Here is an 18,008-nt window from a genome sequence, read left to right on the forward strand (position 1 = left end):
GAGTTACGGCGGTCAATAGCGACAGGGAAACGCCCGGACCCATCCCGAACCCGGAAGCTAAGCCTGCCAGCGCCAATGATACTACCCAACACGGGTGGAAAAGTAGGACACCGCCGAACACAAATTAAAGCCCTGTGGCCCCCGTTGATTTGGGGGCCACAGGCATTTGTGGAGTCAGTCGGCTTCAATCAAATAATGTCGGAATCGGCGAAAATCGGCTTTTTTCGAATTCGAGTAACGTCCTTTTCCGATCGATTCCGCCGCCATATCCGGTGAGACTGCCATTCGAACCGATGACGCGATGGCACGGCACGATGATGCCGATCGGATTATGCCCGTTGGCCAAGCCGACGGCACGGAAGGCACCCGGTGACCCGATCTGGCGGGCGATCTCGCCGTACGACCGTGTCTCGCCGTAGGGGATCGTCAGCAGCGCGGCCCACACCTTGCGCTGGAACGCGGTGCCGACCAGGTCGAGCGTCAGCTCGAACTCGGTGAGGTCGCCGGCGAAGTACGCCTCGAGTTGTTCGACGGCGTCGGGGAAGGCGTGGTCGTCGGGTTCCCAGCCGTCGCGGCTCGGCTCGTAGGTCTGGTCGACCATCCGCAGATGCATCAGCCGGCCGTCGATTCCGGCCAAGGTGAGTATCCCGACCGGGCTGTCCATGCCGCGGAAGTGCAGAGTGGTCATCACTTCTCCTTCGGGGGCCATTCGTTGACGGCATGGTCGAGGGCCGTCCACAGGTGCTGGGTGGCGTAGGCACGCCACGGTCGCCAGCGGGTGCTGTACTCGGTGAGTGCGCGGGGGTCGGCGGGCAGCTCCAAGTGCTTGGCGGCCAACTGCACCCCGAGGTCGGTGACGGGGAAGGCATCTGGATCGCCGAGGCCGCGCATCGCGATGAGCTCGGCTGTCCAAGGGCCGATGCCGGGTAGCGCCAGCAGCTGCTCGCGAGCTCTGTTCCAATCACAGCCGGCGTCGAGGACCACGTCTCCGGCCGCGATGGCGCCGATCAGGGCGTTGAGCGAACGCTGCCGCGCCTTCGGGAACGCCAGATGCACCGGGTCGATGTCAGCGAGGTGCTCGATCGCCGGAAACACATGAGTCAGTCCGCCGTTGGCGTCCGCGACCGGTTGACCGTAGGCGGATACGATCCGTCCGGCATGGGTGCGGGCGGCCTTGACCGACACCTGCTGGCCGAGCACCACCCGCAGGGCGAGCTCCTGCTCGTCGACGGTGCGGGGGATCCGCTGGCCGGGTGATTTGTCGACGAGCACGGCGAGCTGCGGATCGGCGACCAGCGCGTCGACGACCGCTTCCGGATCGGCGTCGAGGTCGAGCAGACGGCGACACCGAGCGATGGCGGTTGCGAGATCGCGAAAGTCGTCGAGCACCACACGGCACCGCACGTGATCGGGCTGCGGTGTGAGGCTGACGATCCCACTCCCGTTCGGCAGCCGCAGCGTCCGCCGGTACGCGCCGTCGCGTACCTCCTCGACGCCCGGCACAGCGCTGGCCGCCAGGTGTCCGAACAATCCCTCGCAGGCGAACGGAGCGCGGACCGGCAGGCGTAAGAACAGCGCGCCGGCCGCGCCCTCACTGCGGCCGAACCGTGCTCGGGCGCGCTGACGCAGGGCCGTGGGCGTGAGGTCGCACACTGCACGTACGGTGTCGTTGAACTGCCGGATGCTGGAGAAGCCGGCCGCGAAAGCGACGTCGCTGAACGGCAATTCCGTGGTCTCGATCAGCACCCGGGCGGTCTGGGAGCGTTGGGCGCGCGCGAGTGCCAACGGGTTGGCGCCCACCTCCGCCTGCAGCAGCCGTTCGAGTTGACGGGTCGTGTAGCCGATGCGGGCGGCCAGTCCGGTGACGCCTTCGCGGTCGACGGTTCCGTCGGCGATCAACCGCATGGCCCGTGCCACGACGTCACTGCGGACGTTCCACTCCGGGGAACCCGGCGATGCGTCGGGTCGGCATCGCTTGCAGGCCCGAAATCCGGCTTTCTGGGCGGCCGCGGCGGTGGGGTAGAACCGCATGTTGCGGGCGTATGGCGGCCGGACCGGACAACTCGGCCTGCAATAGATCCTGGTGGTCAGCACGGCGGTGACGAACCAGCCGTCGAACCGGGCGTCCTTGGACTGAACGGCTCGGTAGCAGCGGTCGAAATCCTCGTGCATCTCTCAACGATTACACGCGGCCACCGACAATCACTGGCGGAAAACCGACATCGTCGTCGGTGCGGCCGAGCCATACGTGTACGGGGTTCGCCCGCGCCTTGCTCACGCGTCGATCTCAAGAAGCTAACGATCAGAACGCCACCGGCATCGCAGCATGCAACCCTGCCGGCCCTGTGGTGTCGTGGGAGCCGATGGGAAATCGCGCGCTATTCATCCTGTGCGCCGCCGCGACGGCAGGGTCGCTGCTGGGCGCGCCGGCGGCCGTTGCCGCGCCGGCGACGGATGCTCGAGGTTACGTCGACTCCACCGCTCGCTGCGCCCCGCCCAGCGAGGCAGTGCTGTTCGGCAGCACCGCGACGTCGCGCGTGGCGATCTGCCAAACGGCCGACGGTGAGTTCGAGTATCGCGGGGTGCGGCTGCGTGACGGCGCGAGATTGATCGTGCCCGCAACGCAGGCCAGCGGCCAATTCACCGCCGAGAACGACGGGATCACCTACTTCGTCTCGGAGAGCTCCCTGGTGGTCAGCGCGGGCACGCGGGTCATTCGCGATGAGCCGATGATCGACTTCCACGAGGGACCGGCAGCGGAAGTTCCTTCGTCGGCACCCGCAGAGACATCGACTCCGACGACGTCCCTGCCGCCGCCGCTGCCCGCCGAAGAAGGCGGTCAGTGAATCGCCTCCGGTAGGTAAGCCAGCGCCGCGGTCAAAGACTGCAGCGTCTTGTCGCGATCGTCGCCCATACCGACCAGGGCGTCGACGGTCAGCGGCCCGAGGATCTGCGTCAAGCCATGGTTTTCGTAGCCGAAAAAGCCTGCCATTTCCAGCAATACGGTGCCGTGTGTGATGCTCCACATCCGGCCCGCCATCACCGCCACGCCGTCGTCACGAATCCGGCGCGCCTCTATCATCCGTCGTACCACGCTCAGCAACGCTTCGAACGACACTGCGAACTCGGCGCGATCGGTCGAGCGGCCCGTCACCGTCAGATCTGCGTGGTGGCGATTGAGCGACTGCGCCGACGTGCCGAACATCATCTGGTACCGCTGCGGATTGGCGAGCGCGAACTCGCGGTAGCGAGCGCCCATGACAAAGAAATCCGCCACCGGGTCGTCGGTCACCGGTGTCTCCGTCAACGCGGCGGTGAACCGCGCGAACGCCTCGCTGGCGATCGCGTCGATCAGCCCCGTCATGCCGCCGAAGTGCGTGTAGACCGCCATCGTCGATGACCCGGTCTCGGCCGCCAGCTTCCGTGCGCTCAGCGCCGGTAGCCCATCGCGCTCGAGCACGCGGATGCCGGCCTCGATCAACTGCTCCCTGACAGGAACGTCCACCCTTGCCATGCTGCCATAACAGTGTTATACAAGGGCCATAACACCGTTATAGGGAGCAGGCGCCATGGCGAATCGCTATCTGGAAGGCCCATTCGCACCAATCCACGACGAGTACACGCTGACCGACCTCGAGGTCACCGGGACAATCCCCGAATCCCTCGACGGGCGGTATCTCCGTAACGGACCGAATCCGGTCGGCGAGATCGACCCCGAGCTGTATCACTGGTTCATCGGCGACGGAATGGTCCACGGCGTCCGCCTGCGCGACGGAAAGGCAGAGTGGTACCGCAACCGCTGGGTCCGGGGACCGCAGACGGCGTGCGCGTTGGGAGAGAAGTCGCCGCCGGGGAACTTCGCCATCTCCGGAATCGGCGCGAACACCAATGTCATCGGCCATGCCGGCAAGACGCTGGCCCTCATCGAATCCGGCGTGACCAACATGGAGCTCACCGACGAACTGGACACCGTCGGTGCGTATGACTTCGACGGGACGCTAACCGGAGGCTATACCGCGCACCCCAAGCGTGATCCGGAAACCGGTGAGCTGCACGCGGTTTCATACAGCATGTACCGCGGTAACACGGTGCAGTACTCGGTGATCGGCGTCGACGGCCGCGCACGGCACACCGTCGACATCGAGGTGTCGGGTAGCCCGATGATGCACGACTTTTCGCTGACCGAGAAGCACGTCGTGTTCTACGACCTGCCGGTCACCTTCGACGCCCGTCAGGCGGTGGAGATGACCGTGCCGCGCGGACTGCGCCTGCCATCTCGACTTGTGTTGTCCGCGTTGATCGGCCGCGTGCGCATTCCCGATCCCATCAGTGCGCGCCAGCCCAGCGGTGCCACGTCCGATCGACGCTTCCCGTACTCGTGGAACCCGAAGTACCCCGCCCGGGTCGGCGTCATGCCCCGCGACGGCGGCAATGCCGACGTGCGGTGGTTCGACGTCGAGCCGTGCTACGTCTTCCACCCGATGAACGCCTACGACGATGACCCCTCGGATGGCGACACCATCGTCCTCGACGTCGTCCGCCATCCGAAGATGTTCGACACCAACCGGCTGGGGCCCGACGAAGGGCCGCCGACGTTGGACCGCTGGACCGTCGACCTCGCCGACGGCAAGGTCCGCGAAGAGCGCATTGACGACAACCCTCAGGAGTTCCCGCGCGTCGACGAGCGCCGCGTCGGCCGGCGCCACCGCTACGGATACGCACCCGCCGTCGGCGGCGACGGCAGCGACACCCTGCTCAAGCACGATTTCGTCGGAGGCCGCACCGAACGCCGATCCTTCGGCGACGGAAAAGTCCTCGGCGAGTTCGTCTTCGAGCCGTCATCGCCCGACGCCGCGGAGGACGACGGCGTGCTGATGGGCTACGTCTACGACCAGACGGTCGACCGCAGCGCACTCGTGCTGCTCGACGCGCAGACACTCGACGACGTCGCCACCGTCAAGCTGCCCCACCGCGTGCCCGCCGGGTTCCACGGCAACTGGGTGCCCACGGCCGTCGCGTAGCGCTACACCGGTGATGCCAGCCGGGTCGGCTCGTCGTGACCGCGAAGCGTCACGCTGTCGCCGAGCGTCCACTGCTCGCGTTCGTCCTCGCCGGCGCCGCAGACCGCGTCCGACGAGGCGAGCAGGTGACCCGGCTTGTCCTTGGCCAGCTCGCACAGTCGCGCCGCCTCGTTGACGGGTTCGCCGATCACGGTGTACTCGAAACGCTCCTTGGCACCGACGTTGCCGGCCACCGCTTCTCCTGCGGCCACTCCGATGCCCGCGTCGCACTCGGGCACCTCCTCGTGGATCCGCCGGGCGATGGCGCGGGCGGCACCCAGAGCTTCATCCTCGGGACTGTCGAGCCGGTTGGGCGCGCCGAACACGGCCAGCGCCGCGTCGCCCTCGAACTTGTTGACGAACCCGTGGTGGCGGTCGACCTCCTCGACGATCACCGTGAAAAAGCGGTTCAACAGGTCCACGACCTCGGTTGCGCGCCTTCCGGTTACCAGCTGCGTCGAACCGATGATGTCGACGAAGATGACCGCGACGTGGCGTTCCTCGCCTCCGAGCTTGGGCCGCTGCTTCTCCGCGGCGGCGGCGACCTCGCGGCCGACGTGGCGGCCGAAGAGGTCGCGCACGCGCTCGCGTTCCTTGAGGCCTTCCACCATGGAGTTGAACCCACGCTGCAGTTCGCCGAGTTCGGTGCCGTCGAACACCACCAGATCGCAATTCAGATCGCCGCGTTCGACGTGCTGAAGCGCCGTGCGGACCACACGCACCGGTGTGGCAGTCAACCACGACAGCAGCCAGCTCAACACGAACCCGAAGATCAAGGTGACGGCCGCGAGAATCATCACCGCGACCGCGAACTGCGTCGTCGTGAGATTCCGTAGTGTCAGCGCAAAGAGGGCCAGGAACAGGATGCCGAGCACCGGGACACCCGAACCCAGCATCCAGACCGTCATCGTCCGGCCCATGATCCCGTGCGCCAGGCGCCGCGGCGGCCGGCCGGCCTCGAGCGCCTGAGCGGCGACCGGACGCAGCGCGAACTCGGTGATGAGGTAGCAGGCGGTGGCGACGACGACGCCGCTGAAACCCACCGCCAGCAGATAGCGGGGGATGAAAGCGGTGTCGTAGAGACCGTAGAGCGTCGTCAGCAGCGCGGCCGCCACGCCCCACAGCAACAGGAGCATCTTGGCCACGCGCCACGGTGCGAAGAAGACGTTGTGCTGGTCGGTCCGCGTGGGCGTGCGCTCCTCGATCGCCCATCGCAGGGAGCCGACGATGCGCGCCGTGATCCAGTAGGTGCCGACGATCAGGGCCAGCCCCATGTAGCCCGGCGCGACCCCCCACGTCAGCCAGGCCGGCGCATCGCTGAAGATGCTGGGCACGGGAATCGCGACCGCGACCATCAGCAGTGCCACGCCGATGCCGAGCAGGTTCGTGAACAACAGCAGGACCGTCAGGATCACCTGGATGCGGATCCGTCGGCGCCGTTGACTCTCGGCCGATTTGCCGAGCAGCCAGGAGCCGTACTCCGGGGTGGCCGGCAGTCGCCCGCTCTGCTTGGTCACGGCCTCCAGGACGCGGCCCAGCCGATGCGCGACGCTCTTGTTGGCGGTCATCGTGGCTAAAGCCTAATTAGCCGACCCGGCGCCTAAGGTGGTCGGGTGCGTCTCGTGATCGCCCAGTGCACCGTCGACTACGTCGGACGTCTGACCGCACACCTGCCCTCGGCGCGGCGACTGCTGTTGATCAAGGCCGACGGCTCGGTGAGCGTGCACGCCGACGACCGCGCCTACAAGCCGTTGAACTGGATGAGCCCGCCGTGCTGGCTCACCGAGGACAGCGACGGGCCGACGTCGGTCTGGGTGGTCGAGAACAAGGCCGGAGAACAGCTGCGGATCACCGTCGAGGACGTCGAGCACGACTCCAGCCACGAACTCGGTGTCGATCCCGGACTGGTCAAGGACGGCGTCGAGGCGCACCTGCAGGAGCTGCTCGCCGAGCACGTCGAGCTGCTGGGCGCGGGCTACACGCTGGTGCGCCGCGAGTACATGACCGCCATCGGCCCGGTGGATCTGCTGTGCCGCGACGAGAACGGCGGGTCGGTGGCCGTCGAGATCAAGCGGCGCGGCGAGATCGACGGCGTCGAACAACTGACCCGCTATCTCGAGCTGCTCAACCGCGACACGCTGCTTGCTCCGGTCGCCGGAATCTTTGCCGCACAACAGATCAAGCCCCAGGCCAGGACGCTGGCCACCGATCGCGGTATCCGCTGCGTGACATTGGACTACGACCAGATGCGCGGGATGGACAGCGACGAATTCCGGCTGTTCTAGCGCCCTAGACTGGAACTCATGTCGCGCCGGCGCAAACCCACGCAGCGCGCGGCCCCGCTACCGGCGCCGCGCCGCATCGAGACCGGTCCGGACGGCTATGACTACGAGGTCCGCCCAGTCGCCGGTGCGCGTGCCACCAAAACCTACCGCTGTCCGGGGTGCGACCACGAGATCCGACCGGGCACAGCGCATCTGGTGGTGTTCGAGGCCGATCTGGGGGAGCGGGCGGTCGACGATCGTCGGCACTGGCACACCCCGTGCTGGACGCGCCGCGCCACGCGCGGTCCGACCCGCAGATGGTCCTAGTGAGCAGTCCTAGGGAGCCCCGTGCCCGTCTTTGGCCGGCTCGACGAGCTCGACGAGGACCCCGCCGGCGTCCTTGGGGTGGATGAAGTTGATCCGCGAGTTCGCAGTGCCGCGCCGCGGGGCGTCGTAGAGCAGGCGCACGCCGTCGGCGCGCAGGCGCTCGCTGAGCGCGTCGATGTCACTGGTGCGGTAGGCCAGCTGCTGGAGACCGGGTCCGCGCTTGTCGAGGAACTTGGCGATCGTCGAGGTCTCGTCCAGCGGGGACATCAGCTGAATCTGCGCGCTGCCCACGGGCGCGCCGCGGACCGACAGCATGGCCTCGCGGACTCCCTGCTCCTCGTTGACCTCCTCGTGCAGCACGATCATGCCGAGGTGGTCGTGGTACCACTTGATGGCGGCGTCGAGGTCCGGCACCGCGATTCCCACGTGATCGATCGCCGTCACGAGGGCGCTCGCGAGCGCCGGACGTGCGTCTACGTGTTCAGTGGTCATAACGTAACGGTAACCTTGAGACAGATGTTTGCGGAATGTGTCATGTGCCACATATCCGAGTACCCACTCCCGGGAGGAAATAAATGACGACGTCGGTGATTGTTGCTGGGGCCCGGACTCCGGTCGGCAAACTCATGGGTTCGCTGAAGGACTTCTCTGGCAGCGATCTCGGGGGCATCGCGATCGCCGCTGCGCTCGAGAAGGCCAAGCTGCCGGCCTCGGCCGTCGAGTACGTCATCATGGGCCAGGTCCTGACCGCCGGCGCCGGGCAAATGCCGGCCAGGCAGGCCGCGGTGGCCGGTGGCATCGGCTGGGACGTGCCCGCGCTGAGCATCAACAAGATGTGCCTGTCGGGCATCGACGCGATCGCGCTCGCCGACCAGCTGATCCGCGCCGGTGAGTTCGACGTGGTGGTCGCAGGCGGTCAGGAGTCGATGAGCCAGGCACCGCACCTGCTGATGAACAGCCGGTCGGGCTACAAGTACGGCGACGTCACTGTCCTCGACCACCTGGCCTACGACGGGCTGCACGACGTGTTCACCGACCAGCCGATGGGCGCGCTCACCGAGCAGCGCAACGACGTCGACCAGTTCACCCGCGCCGAGCAGGACCAGTTCGCCGCGGGCTCGCACCGGAAGGCGGCTGCGGCCTGGAAGGACGGCGTCTACGCCGACGAGGTGGTGCCCGTCAGCATCCCGCAGCGCAAGGGCGACCCGATCGAGTTCACCGAGGACGAAGGCATCCGCGCCAACACCACGGCCGAGTCGCTGGCGGGCCTCAAGCCCGCGTTCCGCAAGGACGGCACCATCACCGCCGGCTCGGCGTCCCAGATCTCCGACGGCGCCTGCGCGGTGGTCGTGATGAACAAGGACAAGGCCGTCGAGATGGGGCTGACCTGGCTGGCCGAGATCGGCGCCCACGGCGTCGTCGCGGGCCCGGACTCGACACTGCAGTCCCAGCCCGCCAACGCGATCAAGAAAGCCATTGCACGCGAGGGCATCTCGACCGACCAGCTCGACGTCATCGAGATCAACGAGGCGTTCTCCGCGGTCGCGCTGGCCTCCACCAAGGAGCTCGGCGTCGACGCGGACAAGGTCAACGTCAACGGCGGCGCGATCGCCATCGGGCATCCGATCGGTATGTCCGGAGCGCGGATCACCCTGCACGCCGCCCTCGAGCTGGCGCGACGCGGCTCCGGCTACGCGGTTGCGGCGCTGTGCGGTGCGGGCGGTCAGGGCGACGCGCTGATCCTGCGCCGCAGCTAGGAGCCGGCAGCCGATCTACGACGGCTTGTAGTAAACGGATCGGGTTTCCGGCACAATGGCGGCCATGACACGCGCTTTCGACCTGCGGTCCGTCGCCGGCTGGTTCCGCCTCGTCGCCCTGCTCGAGGCGGTCAGCTGGGTCGGCCTGCTGACCGGCATGTACTTCAAGTACCTGGGCACACCCCGCACCGAGATCGGCGTCAAGATCTTCGGCATGGCCCACGGGCTGGTCTTCGTCGCCTTCGTGGTCGTCGGCCTGCTGGCCGCGATCGCGTTCAAGTGGACGCTCGGCACGGTTGCCCTGGCGTTGCTGGCGAGCATCGTGCCACTGGGCAGTGTGATGTTCCTCATATGGGCCGACCGCACCGGCCGCATGGGCGCGACGGCGGCCGCCGTGGCCGTCGCGCAACCGGGGCGGTCAGTGCCCGAAACGACGTGACAAACTTAGTGGCGTGAGTCGTCCACGACCCCCTATTGCGGCCTCGATGGCCGGTGCGGTTGATCTGTCGTCCCTCAAGCAGCGGGCCTCGACCGGTGACGCGGGTGCGTCGACGCCGGCCGGCGGTGTGGAGATCACCGAGGCCAACCTCGAAGACGAGGTGCTGGTCCGGTCCGGCCAGGTTCCGGTCGTCGTGCTGCTCTGGTCCCCGCGCAGCGACGTCAGCGTTCAGTTGGGCGATGCGCTCGCCGCGCTCGCCGACGCCGACGACGGCAAGTGGTCGCTGGCCACCGTCAACGTCGATGTCGCGCCGCGGGTGGCGCAGATGTTCGGCGTGCAGGCCGTGCCGACGGTCGTCGCGCTCGCCGCGGGCCAGCCGTTGTCCAGCTTCCAGGGCATGCAGCCGCCCGAGCAGCTGCGTCGATGGATCGACTCGCTGCTCAACGCCGTCGCGGGGAAGCTGCCCGGCAGCGGCGACGCCGAGCAGCCCGAGCAGGTCGATCCCGCGCTCGCGCAGGCGCGCGCCCACCTCGATGCCGGCGAGTTCGACGAGGCGCGCACGGCATACCAGGCCATCCTCGACGCCGACCCGAATCACGCGGAGGCCAAGGGCGCCGTACGCCAGATCGCCTTCCTGCAGCGCGCGACGACGCGTGCCCCCGGCGCGGTCGTCGCCGCCGACGCCAAGCCCGACGACATCGAAACCGCCTTCGCCGCAGCCGATGTCGAGATCCTTCAGCAGAACGTCGCCGCCGCCTTCGACCGGCTCATCGGCCTGATCAAGCGGACCTCGGGCGACGACCGCACCAAGGTGCGTACGCGGCTGATCGAATTGTTCGACCTGTTCGACCCCGCCGAGCCCGAGGTCATCGCCGGCCGGCGCAAGCTGGCCAACGCGCTCTATTGAAAACCGAGAATCTGGTGTGCAGCCAGATCGCGTCTTCGCCGATTTCAGGTCGAAATCGCGATCTGAGCGCACACCAGACCAACGGCAGTCAGGCGCCGGGCTCGTACTCGAACCACAGCGCGGCCAGCGGCGGCAGCACCATCACCGCGGAGGCGGGGCGACCGTGCCACGGCTCGTCGGTGGCCTCGACCGCGCCGTAATTGCCGATGCCCGAGCCGTTGTAGACGTCGGCGTCGGTGTTGAGCACCTCGCGCCACGTTCCGGCGTGCGGCAGGCCGAGACGGTAGCGGGAGTGCTCGGAACCGGAGAAGTTGAACACGCACGCCATGACCGACCCGTCGTCTCCGTAGCGCAGGAAGCTCAGCACGTTGTTGGCCGAGTCGTTGGCGTCGATCCAGGAGTAGCCGTCCGGCTTGGTGTCCTGCGACCACAGTGCGCGCCTGCTCCGGTAGAGGCCGTTCATGTCCCGCAGCATCCGCAGCACTCCGGTTGAGAAGGCGTTCTCGTCCAGCTGGTACCAGTCGACGCCGCGTTCCTCGGACCATTCGGCGCGCTGGCCGAACTCCTGGCCCATGAACAGCAACTGCTTGCCCGGATGCGCCCACTGGTAGGCCAGTAGGCCGCGCAGCCCGGCCGCCTTCATGTGGTCGTCGCCGGGCATCCGGCCCCACAGCGTGCCCTTGCCGTGCACGACCTCGTCGTGGCTGATCGGCAGCACGTAGTTCTCGCTGAACGCGTAGAGCATCGAGAACGTGATCTCGTGGTGGTGGTAACTGCGGTGGATGGGATCGCGCTTGATGAACTCCAGCGTGTCGTTCATCCAACCCATATTCCACTTCATCGAGAAGCCAAGTCCGCCAAGGTTGGTCGGCCGCGTGACACCCGGCCAAGACGTCGACTCCTCGGCGATGGTCACGATGCCGGGCGCCGCCTTGTGCACCGTCGCGTTCATCTCCTGCAGGAACTGCACGGCCTCGAGGTTCTCGCGGCCGCCGTAGACGTTCGGCGTCCAGCCGCCCTCCGGCCGCGAGTAGTCCAGGTAGAGCATCGACGCGACGGCGTCCACGCGTAGGCCGTCGATGTGGAACTCCTGCAACCAGTACAGCGCGTTGGCTACCAGGAAGTTACGCACCTCGGCGCGGCCGAAGTCGAAAACGTAAGTGCCCCAGTCGAGTTGCTCACCGCGGCGCGGATCGGAGTGCTCGTAGAGCGCGGTGCCGTCAAAGCGGCCGAGTGCCCACGCGTCCTTCGGGAAGTGTGCGGGCACCCAGTCCATGATCACGCCGATGCCCGCCTGGTGCAGCGTGTCGACCAGATGGCGGAACTCGTCGGGGGAGCCCATCCGCGACGTCGGCGCGAAATAGGACGTCACCTGGTAGCCCCACGAGCCGCCGAACGGGTGCTCGGCCACGGGCATCAGTTCGACGTGGGTGAACCCATGCTCGACGACGTAATCCGTCAGCTGCTGGGCGAGTTCGCGGTAGGTCAGCCCCGGCCGCCACGACATCAGGTGCACCTCGTAGGTGCTCATCGGCTCGAACACCGGGTTCTGGGCGGCGCGCTGCGCCATCCAGTCCCGGTCCTCCCAGGTGTAGTCGCTCCTGGTGACCTTCGAGGCCGTCTTCGGCGGCACCTCGGTCGCGAACGCCATCGGGTCGGCGCGTTCGGTGACCGATCCGTCGGCGCCGTGGATCCGGAACTTGTACAGCCCGCCGATCTCGAAGCCCGGCCAGAACACCTCCCACACCCCGGTCGACCCCAGCACCCGCAACTGCGCCTCGTGGCCGTCCCAGTGGTTGAACTCGCCGATCAGGCTGACACCCTTGGCGTTCGGCGCCCACACCGCGAACGAGACGCCCTCGACGACCCCGTCGGGGGTGGTGTAGCGACGCGGATGCGCACCGAGGATCTCCCACAACCGCTCGTGGCGGCCCTCGGAGAACAGGTGCAGATCCATCTCGCCGAGCGTGGGCAGGAAGCGGTACGCGTCGGCGACCGTGTGCACCTGGTTGGAGCCGTTGGCGCCGGGATAGTGCACCTCGAGCCGATAGTCCGCCAGGCCGGTGATCGGCACCGCGACCGCGAACAAGCCGGCCTCGATGTGCGCGAAGACATAGCGTTCACCGCCGATCAGTGCGATCACCTCGACCGCGTGCGGGCGGTAGGCGCGGATCACGGTGTGGTCGTCGTACTCGTGGGCGCCCAGGACCGAATGCGGGTCGTGGTGTTCGCCGGCCAGCAACCGGTTCAGGTCGGCGGTGTGCGGCCGCAGATGCGGGCTGCTCGCTTGCTTGGTCTGCGTCATGATGTCTCCCTACGCAGCAGATTGAGTCGTTGGTCGGCGGGAACCTGCGGCATGTTGAGGATGTGCGCCACCGCGCGGGCGGGATCGATGCGCACGTAATTGGCCTGGCCCCATTGGTATTCCTCACCGGTGATCTCGTCGCGCACCCAGAACCGGTCATAGGGCTCCATGCCCAGAGCGCCCATGTCCAGCCAGAGGGTGGCCTCCTCGGGCCCGAACGGATTGATGGTGACCACCACCAGCACCTGATCGCCGGACACCGGGTCGAACTTGCTGTAGGCGATCAACGCGTCGTTGTCGATGTGGTGAAACTTGATCGTGCGCAATTCGTGCAGCGCGGGATGAACGCGGCGAATCTCGTTGAGCCGAGTGAGGAACGGTTCCAGCGACTCGCCGTCGGCCAGCGCGGCGTCGAAGTCGCGCGGGCGCAGTTCGTACTTCTCCGAGTTGAGGTACTCCTCGCTGCCCTCTCGGACCGGCCGGTGTTCGAAGAGTTCGAAGCCGGAGTACACCCCCCATGTCGAGCTCATCGTCGAGGCCAGCGCCGCGCGGACGGCGAACATGCCCGGGCCGCCGTGCTGCAGGCTCTCGTGCAGGATGTCGGGGGTATTGACGAACAGGTTCGGCCTGGCGTAGTCGGCGTGCTCGGCGATCTGCTCGCCGAACTCGGTGATCTCCCACTTCGCGGTGCGCCACGTGAAGTACGTATACGACTGTGTGAAGCCCAGTTTGGCCAATCCGTACAGCCGGGCGGGCCGGGTGAACGCCTCGGACAGGAACAGCACGTCGGGGTCTTCGCGCTTGACTTCGCCGATCAGCCACGCCCAGAAGTTCGGCGGCTTGGTGTGTGGATTGTCCACGCGAAACACCTTGACGCCGTGCGAGATCCAGTACCGCACCACTCGCAGCACCTCCTGGTAGAGGCCTGCCGGGTCGTTGTCGAAGTTCAGCGGGTAGATGTCCTGGTACTTCTTCGGCGGGTTCTCCGCGTAGGCGATGGTGCCGTCGGGCAGCACGGTGAACCACTCCGGGTGCTCGCGCGCCCACGGGTGATCGGGTGCGCACTGCAACGCCAGATCCAGCGCCACCTCCATGCCGTCGTCGCGGGCGGCGGCGACGAATTCGTCGAAATCCTCGATGGTGCCGAGCTGCGCGTGGACGGCGTCGTGTCCGCCCTCGTCGCTACCGATCGCCCACGGCGAGCCGACATCCTTGGGCGCGGCGGTGACGCTGTTGTTGCGGCCCTTGCGGTGCACCTTGCCGATCGGGTGGATCGGTGGGAGGTAGACGACGTCGAAGCCCATCCGGGCGACGCGAGGCAGCGCCTTGGTCGCGGTGGCGAACGTGCCGTGCACCGGGTTGCCCTGCGCGTCCCAGCCGCCGGTGGAGCGGGGGAAGAACTCGTACCAGGAGCTGAACCGGGCCAGTGGGCGGTCCACCCAGACGCCGTACTGCTCGCCGCGGGTGACCAGTTCGCGCAGCGGGTACTGATCGAGCAGTTCGGTGACGTCCTCGGCGAGCGCGGCGCCGGCCCGGGTGAACGGATCGCCCGGCTGCCGCAGCCGCGCGGCCGCGTCGATCAACGGATAGCGGTTCTGGCGCGGCACCCCGGTCGCGGCCCGTTCCAGCAGTTTCGCGCCGACCAGCAGGTCGTTGGACAGCTCGGACTCGCTCTGGCCGGCGTCGAGCTTGGCCGTCACGTTCTTGCGCCAGGTCGCGAACGCATCGCCCCAGCCGTCCACCCGGAACGTCCACAATCCGACGCAGTCGGGCGTGAACGCGCCGTGGAACACGTCGGGTGTCCGCCCGGTCGCCATCGCGAGATGCTGGGGCTTCTTGCGCGGCGCCGCGGAGACCACGGCCTCGATCGGCACCGGTTCGACGACCGTCGGCAGCCCGGGCGGATCGTCGGCCAGCTTCGGATACGACGTACCGTGAAAGCGCACCACCAGGGTGGCCGCGACCGCATCGTGGCCCTCCCGCCACACGGTCGCGGTCACCGGCACGATCTCGCCGACGACCGCTTTGGCCGGATAGCGTCCGCCGGAGACGACGGGCTGGACGTCATCGATTTCGATACGACCGGCCACCTACCACTCCTCACATTGGCGCGGCCTGCGCGAGCCGCTGTGTCGTCTTGGTCAGTTCGTCAAAGCCTCGTCGCGCCCTATACCCACCGTAATGCTCACCCCAACCCCGTGGAGATGAAGAAGCACGCCGACGGCCCTGCGGGACGGCGGATAGTCAGTAAGGTTGAGTCGCGTGAAAGCCCTATGAAAGCTTTGAGGCGGTTCACCGTCCGCGCACATCTGCCCGACCGACTGATTGCGCTCGACCGGCTGTCGACCAACCTGCGCTGGTCGTGGGACAAGCCCACGCAGGATCTGTTCGAGGCCATCGATTCGAGCCTCTGGACACAGGTGGGCCACGATCCGGTCGGCCTGCTCGGCCAGGTCAGCCCCAAGCGGCTCGACGATCTGGCGGCCGACGAATCGTTCCTGCGCCGCCTCGACGGGCTGGCCGCCGATCTCGACGACTACCTGGGGCGTCCGCTCTGGTACCAGCAGGAGATCGATCACGGTGCCCAACTGCCCAACGGCATCGCATACTTCTCGATGGAGTTCGGCGTGGCCGAGTCGCTGCCGAACTATTCGGGCGGCCTGGGCATCCTCGCGGGCGATCACCTCAAGGCGGCATCAGATCTGGGCCTGCCGCTGATCGCGGTGGGCCTGCTGTACCGCTCGGGGTACTTCCGCCAGTCGCTGACCGCCGACGGCTGGCAGAGCGAGAGCTACCCGTCGCTGGACCCACAGGGCCTGCCGCTTCGACTGCTCACCGACGCCGCGAACCGGCCGGTGCTGGTCGAGGTGGCGACGCCGGAGGACCGGCAGCTGCACGCGCGCGTCTGGATCGCGCAGGTGGGCCGAATCCCGTTGCTGCTGTTGGATTCCGACGTTCCCGAGAACGGACACGACCTGCGCGGCGTGACCGACCGCCTCTACGGCGGTGACCAGGAACACCGGATCAAACAGGAGATCCTGGCCGGCATCGGCGGGGTTCGCGCCATCCGGGCGTTCATCGAGTTGGAGCGCAGGCCGTCGCCCGAGGTGTTCCACATGAACGAGGGCCACGCCGGCTTCCTGGGCGTCGAGCGCATCCGCGAACTCATCGACGCGGGACTGGACTTCGACACCGCGCTGACGGTGGTGCGCTCATCGACGGTCTTCACCACCCACACCCCGGTGCCCGCGGGAATCGACCGGTTCCCGGTGGAGATGGTGCGCCGGTACTTCGGCAGTGCGACCGACGGTCCGTCGGGCGCGATGTCGCGACTGCTACCCGGCCTGCCGCTGGACCGCATCATCGACTTCGGCGCCGAGGACGACCCGTCGAAGTTCAACATGGCGCACATGGGGCTGCGGCTGGCCCAACGGGCCAACGGCGTCTCGCTGCTGCACGGCAAGGTCAGCCGCCGCATGTTCAACGAGCTGTGGCCGGGCTTCGACCCCGGCGAGGTACCCATCGGCTCGATCACCAACGGCGTGCACGCACCCACCTGGGCCGCGCCGAAATGGCTGGAGCTGGCGCGTGAACTGCTCGGCAGCGACGACCTGACCACGGCGCGGGAAGCCGACGTGTGGGAGCGGTTGCACGAGGTCGACCCGGGTCACTTGTGGTGGATCCGCTCGCAGCTGCGCGAACAGCTGGTCGACGATGTGCGCGCCCGACTGCGGCGGTCCTGCGTGGAACGAGGGGCATCCGAAGCCGAATTAGGCTGGATCGCAACCGCTTTCGATCCGGGGGTGCTGACCATCGGGTTCGCCCGCCGGGTGCCCACCTACAAGCGGCTGACGCTGATGCTGCGCGACCCCGACCGGCTGGAGAAGCTGCTGCTCGACGAGCACCGGCCGGTTCAGTTGATCGTGGCGGGCAAGTCGCACCCCGCCGACGACGGCGGCAAGGCGCTGATCCAGCAGATCGTGAAGTTCGCCGACCAACCGGAGGTGCGGCACCGCATCGCCTTCCTGCCCGACTACGACATGTCGATGGCCCGGCTGCTGTACTGGGGCTGCGACGTCTGGCTCAACAACCCGTTGCGGCCATTGGAGGCGTGCGGTACCTCGGGCATGAAGAGCGCGCTCAACGGCGGTCTGAACCTGTCGATCCGCGACGGCTGGTGGGACGAGTGGTACGACGGGGAGAACGGCTGGGAGATCCCGACCGCCGACGGTCTCGCCGACGAGAGCCGTCGCGACGATCTGGAGGCCGCGGCCCTGTACGACCTCGTCGAGAAGTCGGTGGCGCCCAAGTTCTACGACCGCGACGACAACGACGTCCCGGTCCGCTGGGTCGAGATGGTGCGGCACACGCTCATCGCGCTCGGGCCGAAGGTGCTGGCCTCACGGATGGTGCGCGACTACACCGAGATGTACTACGCGCCCGCCGCCCAGTCGCTGCGCCGGACCGTCGAAGCCGGTGCCGACGGTGAGCCGTTCGGCGCGGCCCGCGAACTGGCGCGCTTCCGGCTGCAGGCCACCGAAGCGTGGCCCAAGATCCAGATCACCGACGTCGACAGCTACGGCCTGCCGGACACGCCGCTGCTCGGGTCGGAGCTCACGCTGACTGCAACGGTGTACCTCGCCGGCCTGCGGCCCGACCAGGTCGCCGTCCAGGCCGTGCTGGGCCGCGTCGACGCCAGCGACAGCCTGGTCGACCCGGTGACGGTGCCCATGCAGCACACCGGAGCGACCGACGGCGGCAACGAGATCTTCTCGGCGACGGCGCCGCTGCCCATCGCAGGTCCGGTCGGCTACACCGTGCGGGTGTTGCCGCACCATCCGCTGCTGGCAGGGGACAACGAACTGGGCCTCGTGACGCTCGCGTGAGCGCTGCCCTCAAGGTCGCGCTGGACGGGGGACCGTACGCGCTGGCGGCCGGGTCCGACGGTG

Annotated in this window: 15 protein-coding genes and 1 rRNA gene; 9 read left to right on the forward strand and 7 right to left on the reverse strand. The window is 67.6% G+C overall.

Features of this window, described 5'->3' with window-relative positions; genetic code table 11:
- Positions 1-4: 4 nt before the first annotated feature.
- Positions 5-119, forward strand: a 5S ribosomal RNA gene (gene rrf, locus ABGB19_RS17390).
- Positions 120-184: 65 nt separating this feature from the next.
- Here rrf and ABGB19_RS17395 read toward each other — a convergent pair.
- Both ABGB19_RS17395 and ABGB19_RS17400 read right to left on the reverse strand, forming a co-directional pair.
- The gene (locus tag ABGB19_RS17395) at positions 185-688 is read right to left on the reverse strand and encodes a methylated-DNA--[protein]-cysteine S-methyltransferase (RefSeq protein WP_347687231.1); all 504 of its coding nucleotides are present in this window, start codon (positions 686-688) and stop codon (positions 185-187) included.
- Entirely contained in the window at positions 688-2,172 is a 1,485-nt protein-coding gene (locus tag ABGB19_RS17400; RefSeq protein WP_347687232.1) for a DNA-3-methyladenine glycosylase 2 family protein, read from the reverse strand. The genes ABGB19_RS17395 and ABGB19_RS17400 overlap by 1 nt, the downstream gene beginning before the upstream one ends.
- Positions 2,173-2,363: 191 nt before the next feature.
- On the opposite strand from ABGB19_RS17400, the gene ABGB19_RS17405 reads away from it, so the two are divergent.
- Positions 2,364-2,846, forward strand: coding sequence for a hypothetical protein (locus ABGB19_RS17405; RefSeq protein WP_347687233.1), 483 nt, complete (start codon positions 2,364-2,366; stop codon positions 2,844-2,846).
- On the opposite strand, the gene ABGB19_RS17410 is transcribed toward ABGB19_RS17405, so the two are convergent.
- Positions 2,840-3,481, reverse strand: a complete 642-nt coding sequence (locus ABGB19_RS17410; protein WP_347687234.1) for a TetR/AcrR family transcriptional regulator — start codon at positions 3,479-3,481, stop codon at positions 2,840-2,842. The genes ABGB19_RS17405 and ABGB19_RS17410 overlap by 7 nt on opposite strands.
- An 88-nt stretch (positions 3,482-3,569) precedes the next feature.
- Between ABGB19_RS17410 and ABGB19_RS17415 the strand changes: the two genes are divergently transcribed.
- Positions 3,570-5,021: a carotenoid oxygenase family protein gene (locus ABGB19_RS17415; protein WP_347687235.1), complete on the forward strand. Its 1,452-nt coding sequence runs from the start codon at positions 3,570-3,572 to the stop codon at positions 5,019-5,021.
- 2 nt (positions 5,022-5,023) lie between these two features.
- Here the strand turns inward: ABGB19_RS17415 and ABGB19_RS17420 are convergent, their stop codons facing one another.
- Positions 5,024-6,628, reverse strand: coding sequence for an adenylate/guanylate cyclase domain-containing protein (locus tag ABGB19_RS17420; RefSeq protein ID WP_347687236.1), 1,605 nt, complete (start codon positions 6,626-6,628; stop codon positions 5,024-5,026).
- A 45-nt stretch (positions 6,629-6,673) separates the two neighbouring features.
- Here ABGB19_RS17420 and nucS point away from each other — a divergent pair, with 45 nt between their 5' ends.
- Both nucS and ABGB19_RS17430 read left to right on the forward strand, forming a co-directional pair.
- On the forward strand, positions 6,674-7,345 hold the full coding sequence (nucS, locus tag ABGB19_RS17425; RefSeq protein WP_347687237.1) for an endonuclease NucS: 672 nt from the start codon (positions 6,674-6,676) through the stop codon (positions 7,343-7,345).
- A gap of 18 nt (positions 7,346-7,363) precedes the next feature.
- A complete protein-coding gene (locus ABGB19_RS17430; RefSeq protein WP_347687238.1) occupies positions 7,364-7,651 on the forward strand; it encodes a hypothetical protein in 288 nt (95 codons plus the stop codon).
- A 9-nt stretch (positions 7,652-7,660) separates the two neighbouring features.
- Here the strand turns inward: ABGB19_RS17430 and mce are convergent, their stop codons facing one another.
- The gene (mce, locus tag ABGB19_RS17435; RefSeq protein ID WP_347687239.1) at positions 7,661-8,143 is read right to left on the reverse strand and encodes a methylmalonyl-CoA epimerase; all 483 of its coding nucleotides are present in this window, start codon (positions 8,141-8,143) and stop codon (positions 7,661-7,663) included.
- A gap of 83 nt (positions 8,144-8,226) precedes the next feature.
- On the opposite strand from mce, the gene ABGB19_RS17440 reads away from it, so the two are divergent.
- Genes ABGB19_RS17440 through ABGB19_RS17450 form a run of 3 tightly spaced genes read left to right on the forward strand, consistent with a single transcriptional unit; the run spans position 8,227 to position 10,754 of the window.
- Positions 8,227-9,408, forward strand: coding sequence for an acetyl-CoA C-acetyltransferase (locus ABGB19_RS17440; RefSeq protein ID WP_347687240.1), 1,182 nt, complete (start codon positions 8,227-8,229; stop codon positions 9,406-9,408).
- Positions 9,409-9,463: 55 nt separating this feature from the next.
- Positions 9,464-9,847: a DUF3817 domain-containing protein gene (locus ABGB19_RS17445; RefSeq protein WP_347687241.1), complete on the forward strand. Its 384-nt coding sequence runs from the start codon at positions 9,464-9,466 to the stop codon at positions 9,845-9,847.
- Positions 9,848-9,860: 13 nt separating this feature from the next.
- A complete protein-coding gene (locus tag ABGB19_RS17450; RefSeq protein ID WP_347687242.1) occupies positions 9,861-10,754 on the forward strand; it encodes a tetratricopeptide repeat protein in 894 nt (297 codons plus the stop codon).
- Positions 10,755-10,842: 88 nt separating this feature from the next.
- On the opposite strand, the gene glgB is transcribed toward ABGB19_RS17450, so the two are convergent.
- Both glgB and ABGB19_RS17460 read right to left on the reverse strand, forming a co-directional pair.
- Positions 10,843-13,059: a 1,4-alpha-glucan branching protein GlgB gene (gene glgB, locus ABGB19_RS17455; RefSeq protein WP_347687243.1), complete on the reverse strand. Its 2,217-nt coding sequence runs from the start codon at positions 13,057-13,059 to the stop codon at positions 10,843-10,845.
- Positions 13,056-15,149 (reverse strand): alpha-1,4-glucan--maltose-1-phosphate maltosyltransferase, encoded by a 2,094-nt coding sequence (locus tag ABGB19_RS17460; RefSeq protein WP_347687244.1) that lies wholly within the window; start codon positions 15,147-15,149, stop codon positions 13,056-13,058. Before ABGB19_RS17460 ends, glgB begins: the two co-directional genes overlap by 4 nt.
- 183 nt (positions 15,150-15,332) lie before the next feature.
- Here ABGB19_RS17460 and glgP point away from each other — a divergent pair, with 183 nt between their 5' ends.
- Positions 15,333-17,945, forward strand: a complete 2,613-nt coding sequence (gene glgP, locus ABGB19_RS17465) for an alpha-glucan family phosphorylase (RefSeq protein WP_347687245.1) — start codon at positions 15,333-15,335, stop codon at positions 17,943-17,945.
- The last annotated feature ends 63 nt before the right edge of the window (positions 17,946-18,008 follow it).

Origin of the sequence: Mycobacterium sp. B14F4, from assembly GCF_039871645.1 — a bacterium.
GTDB lineage: Bacteria > Actinomycetota > Actinomycetes > Mycobacteriales > Mycobacteriaceae > Mycobacterium.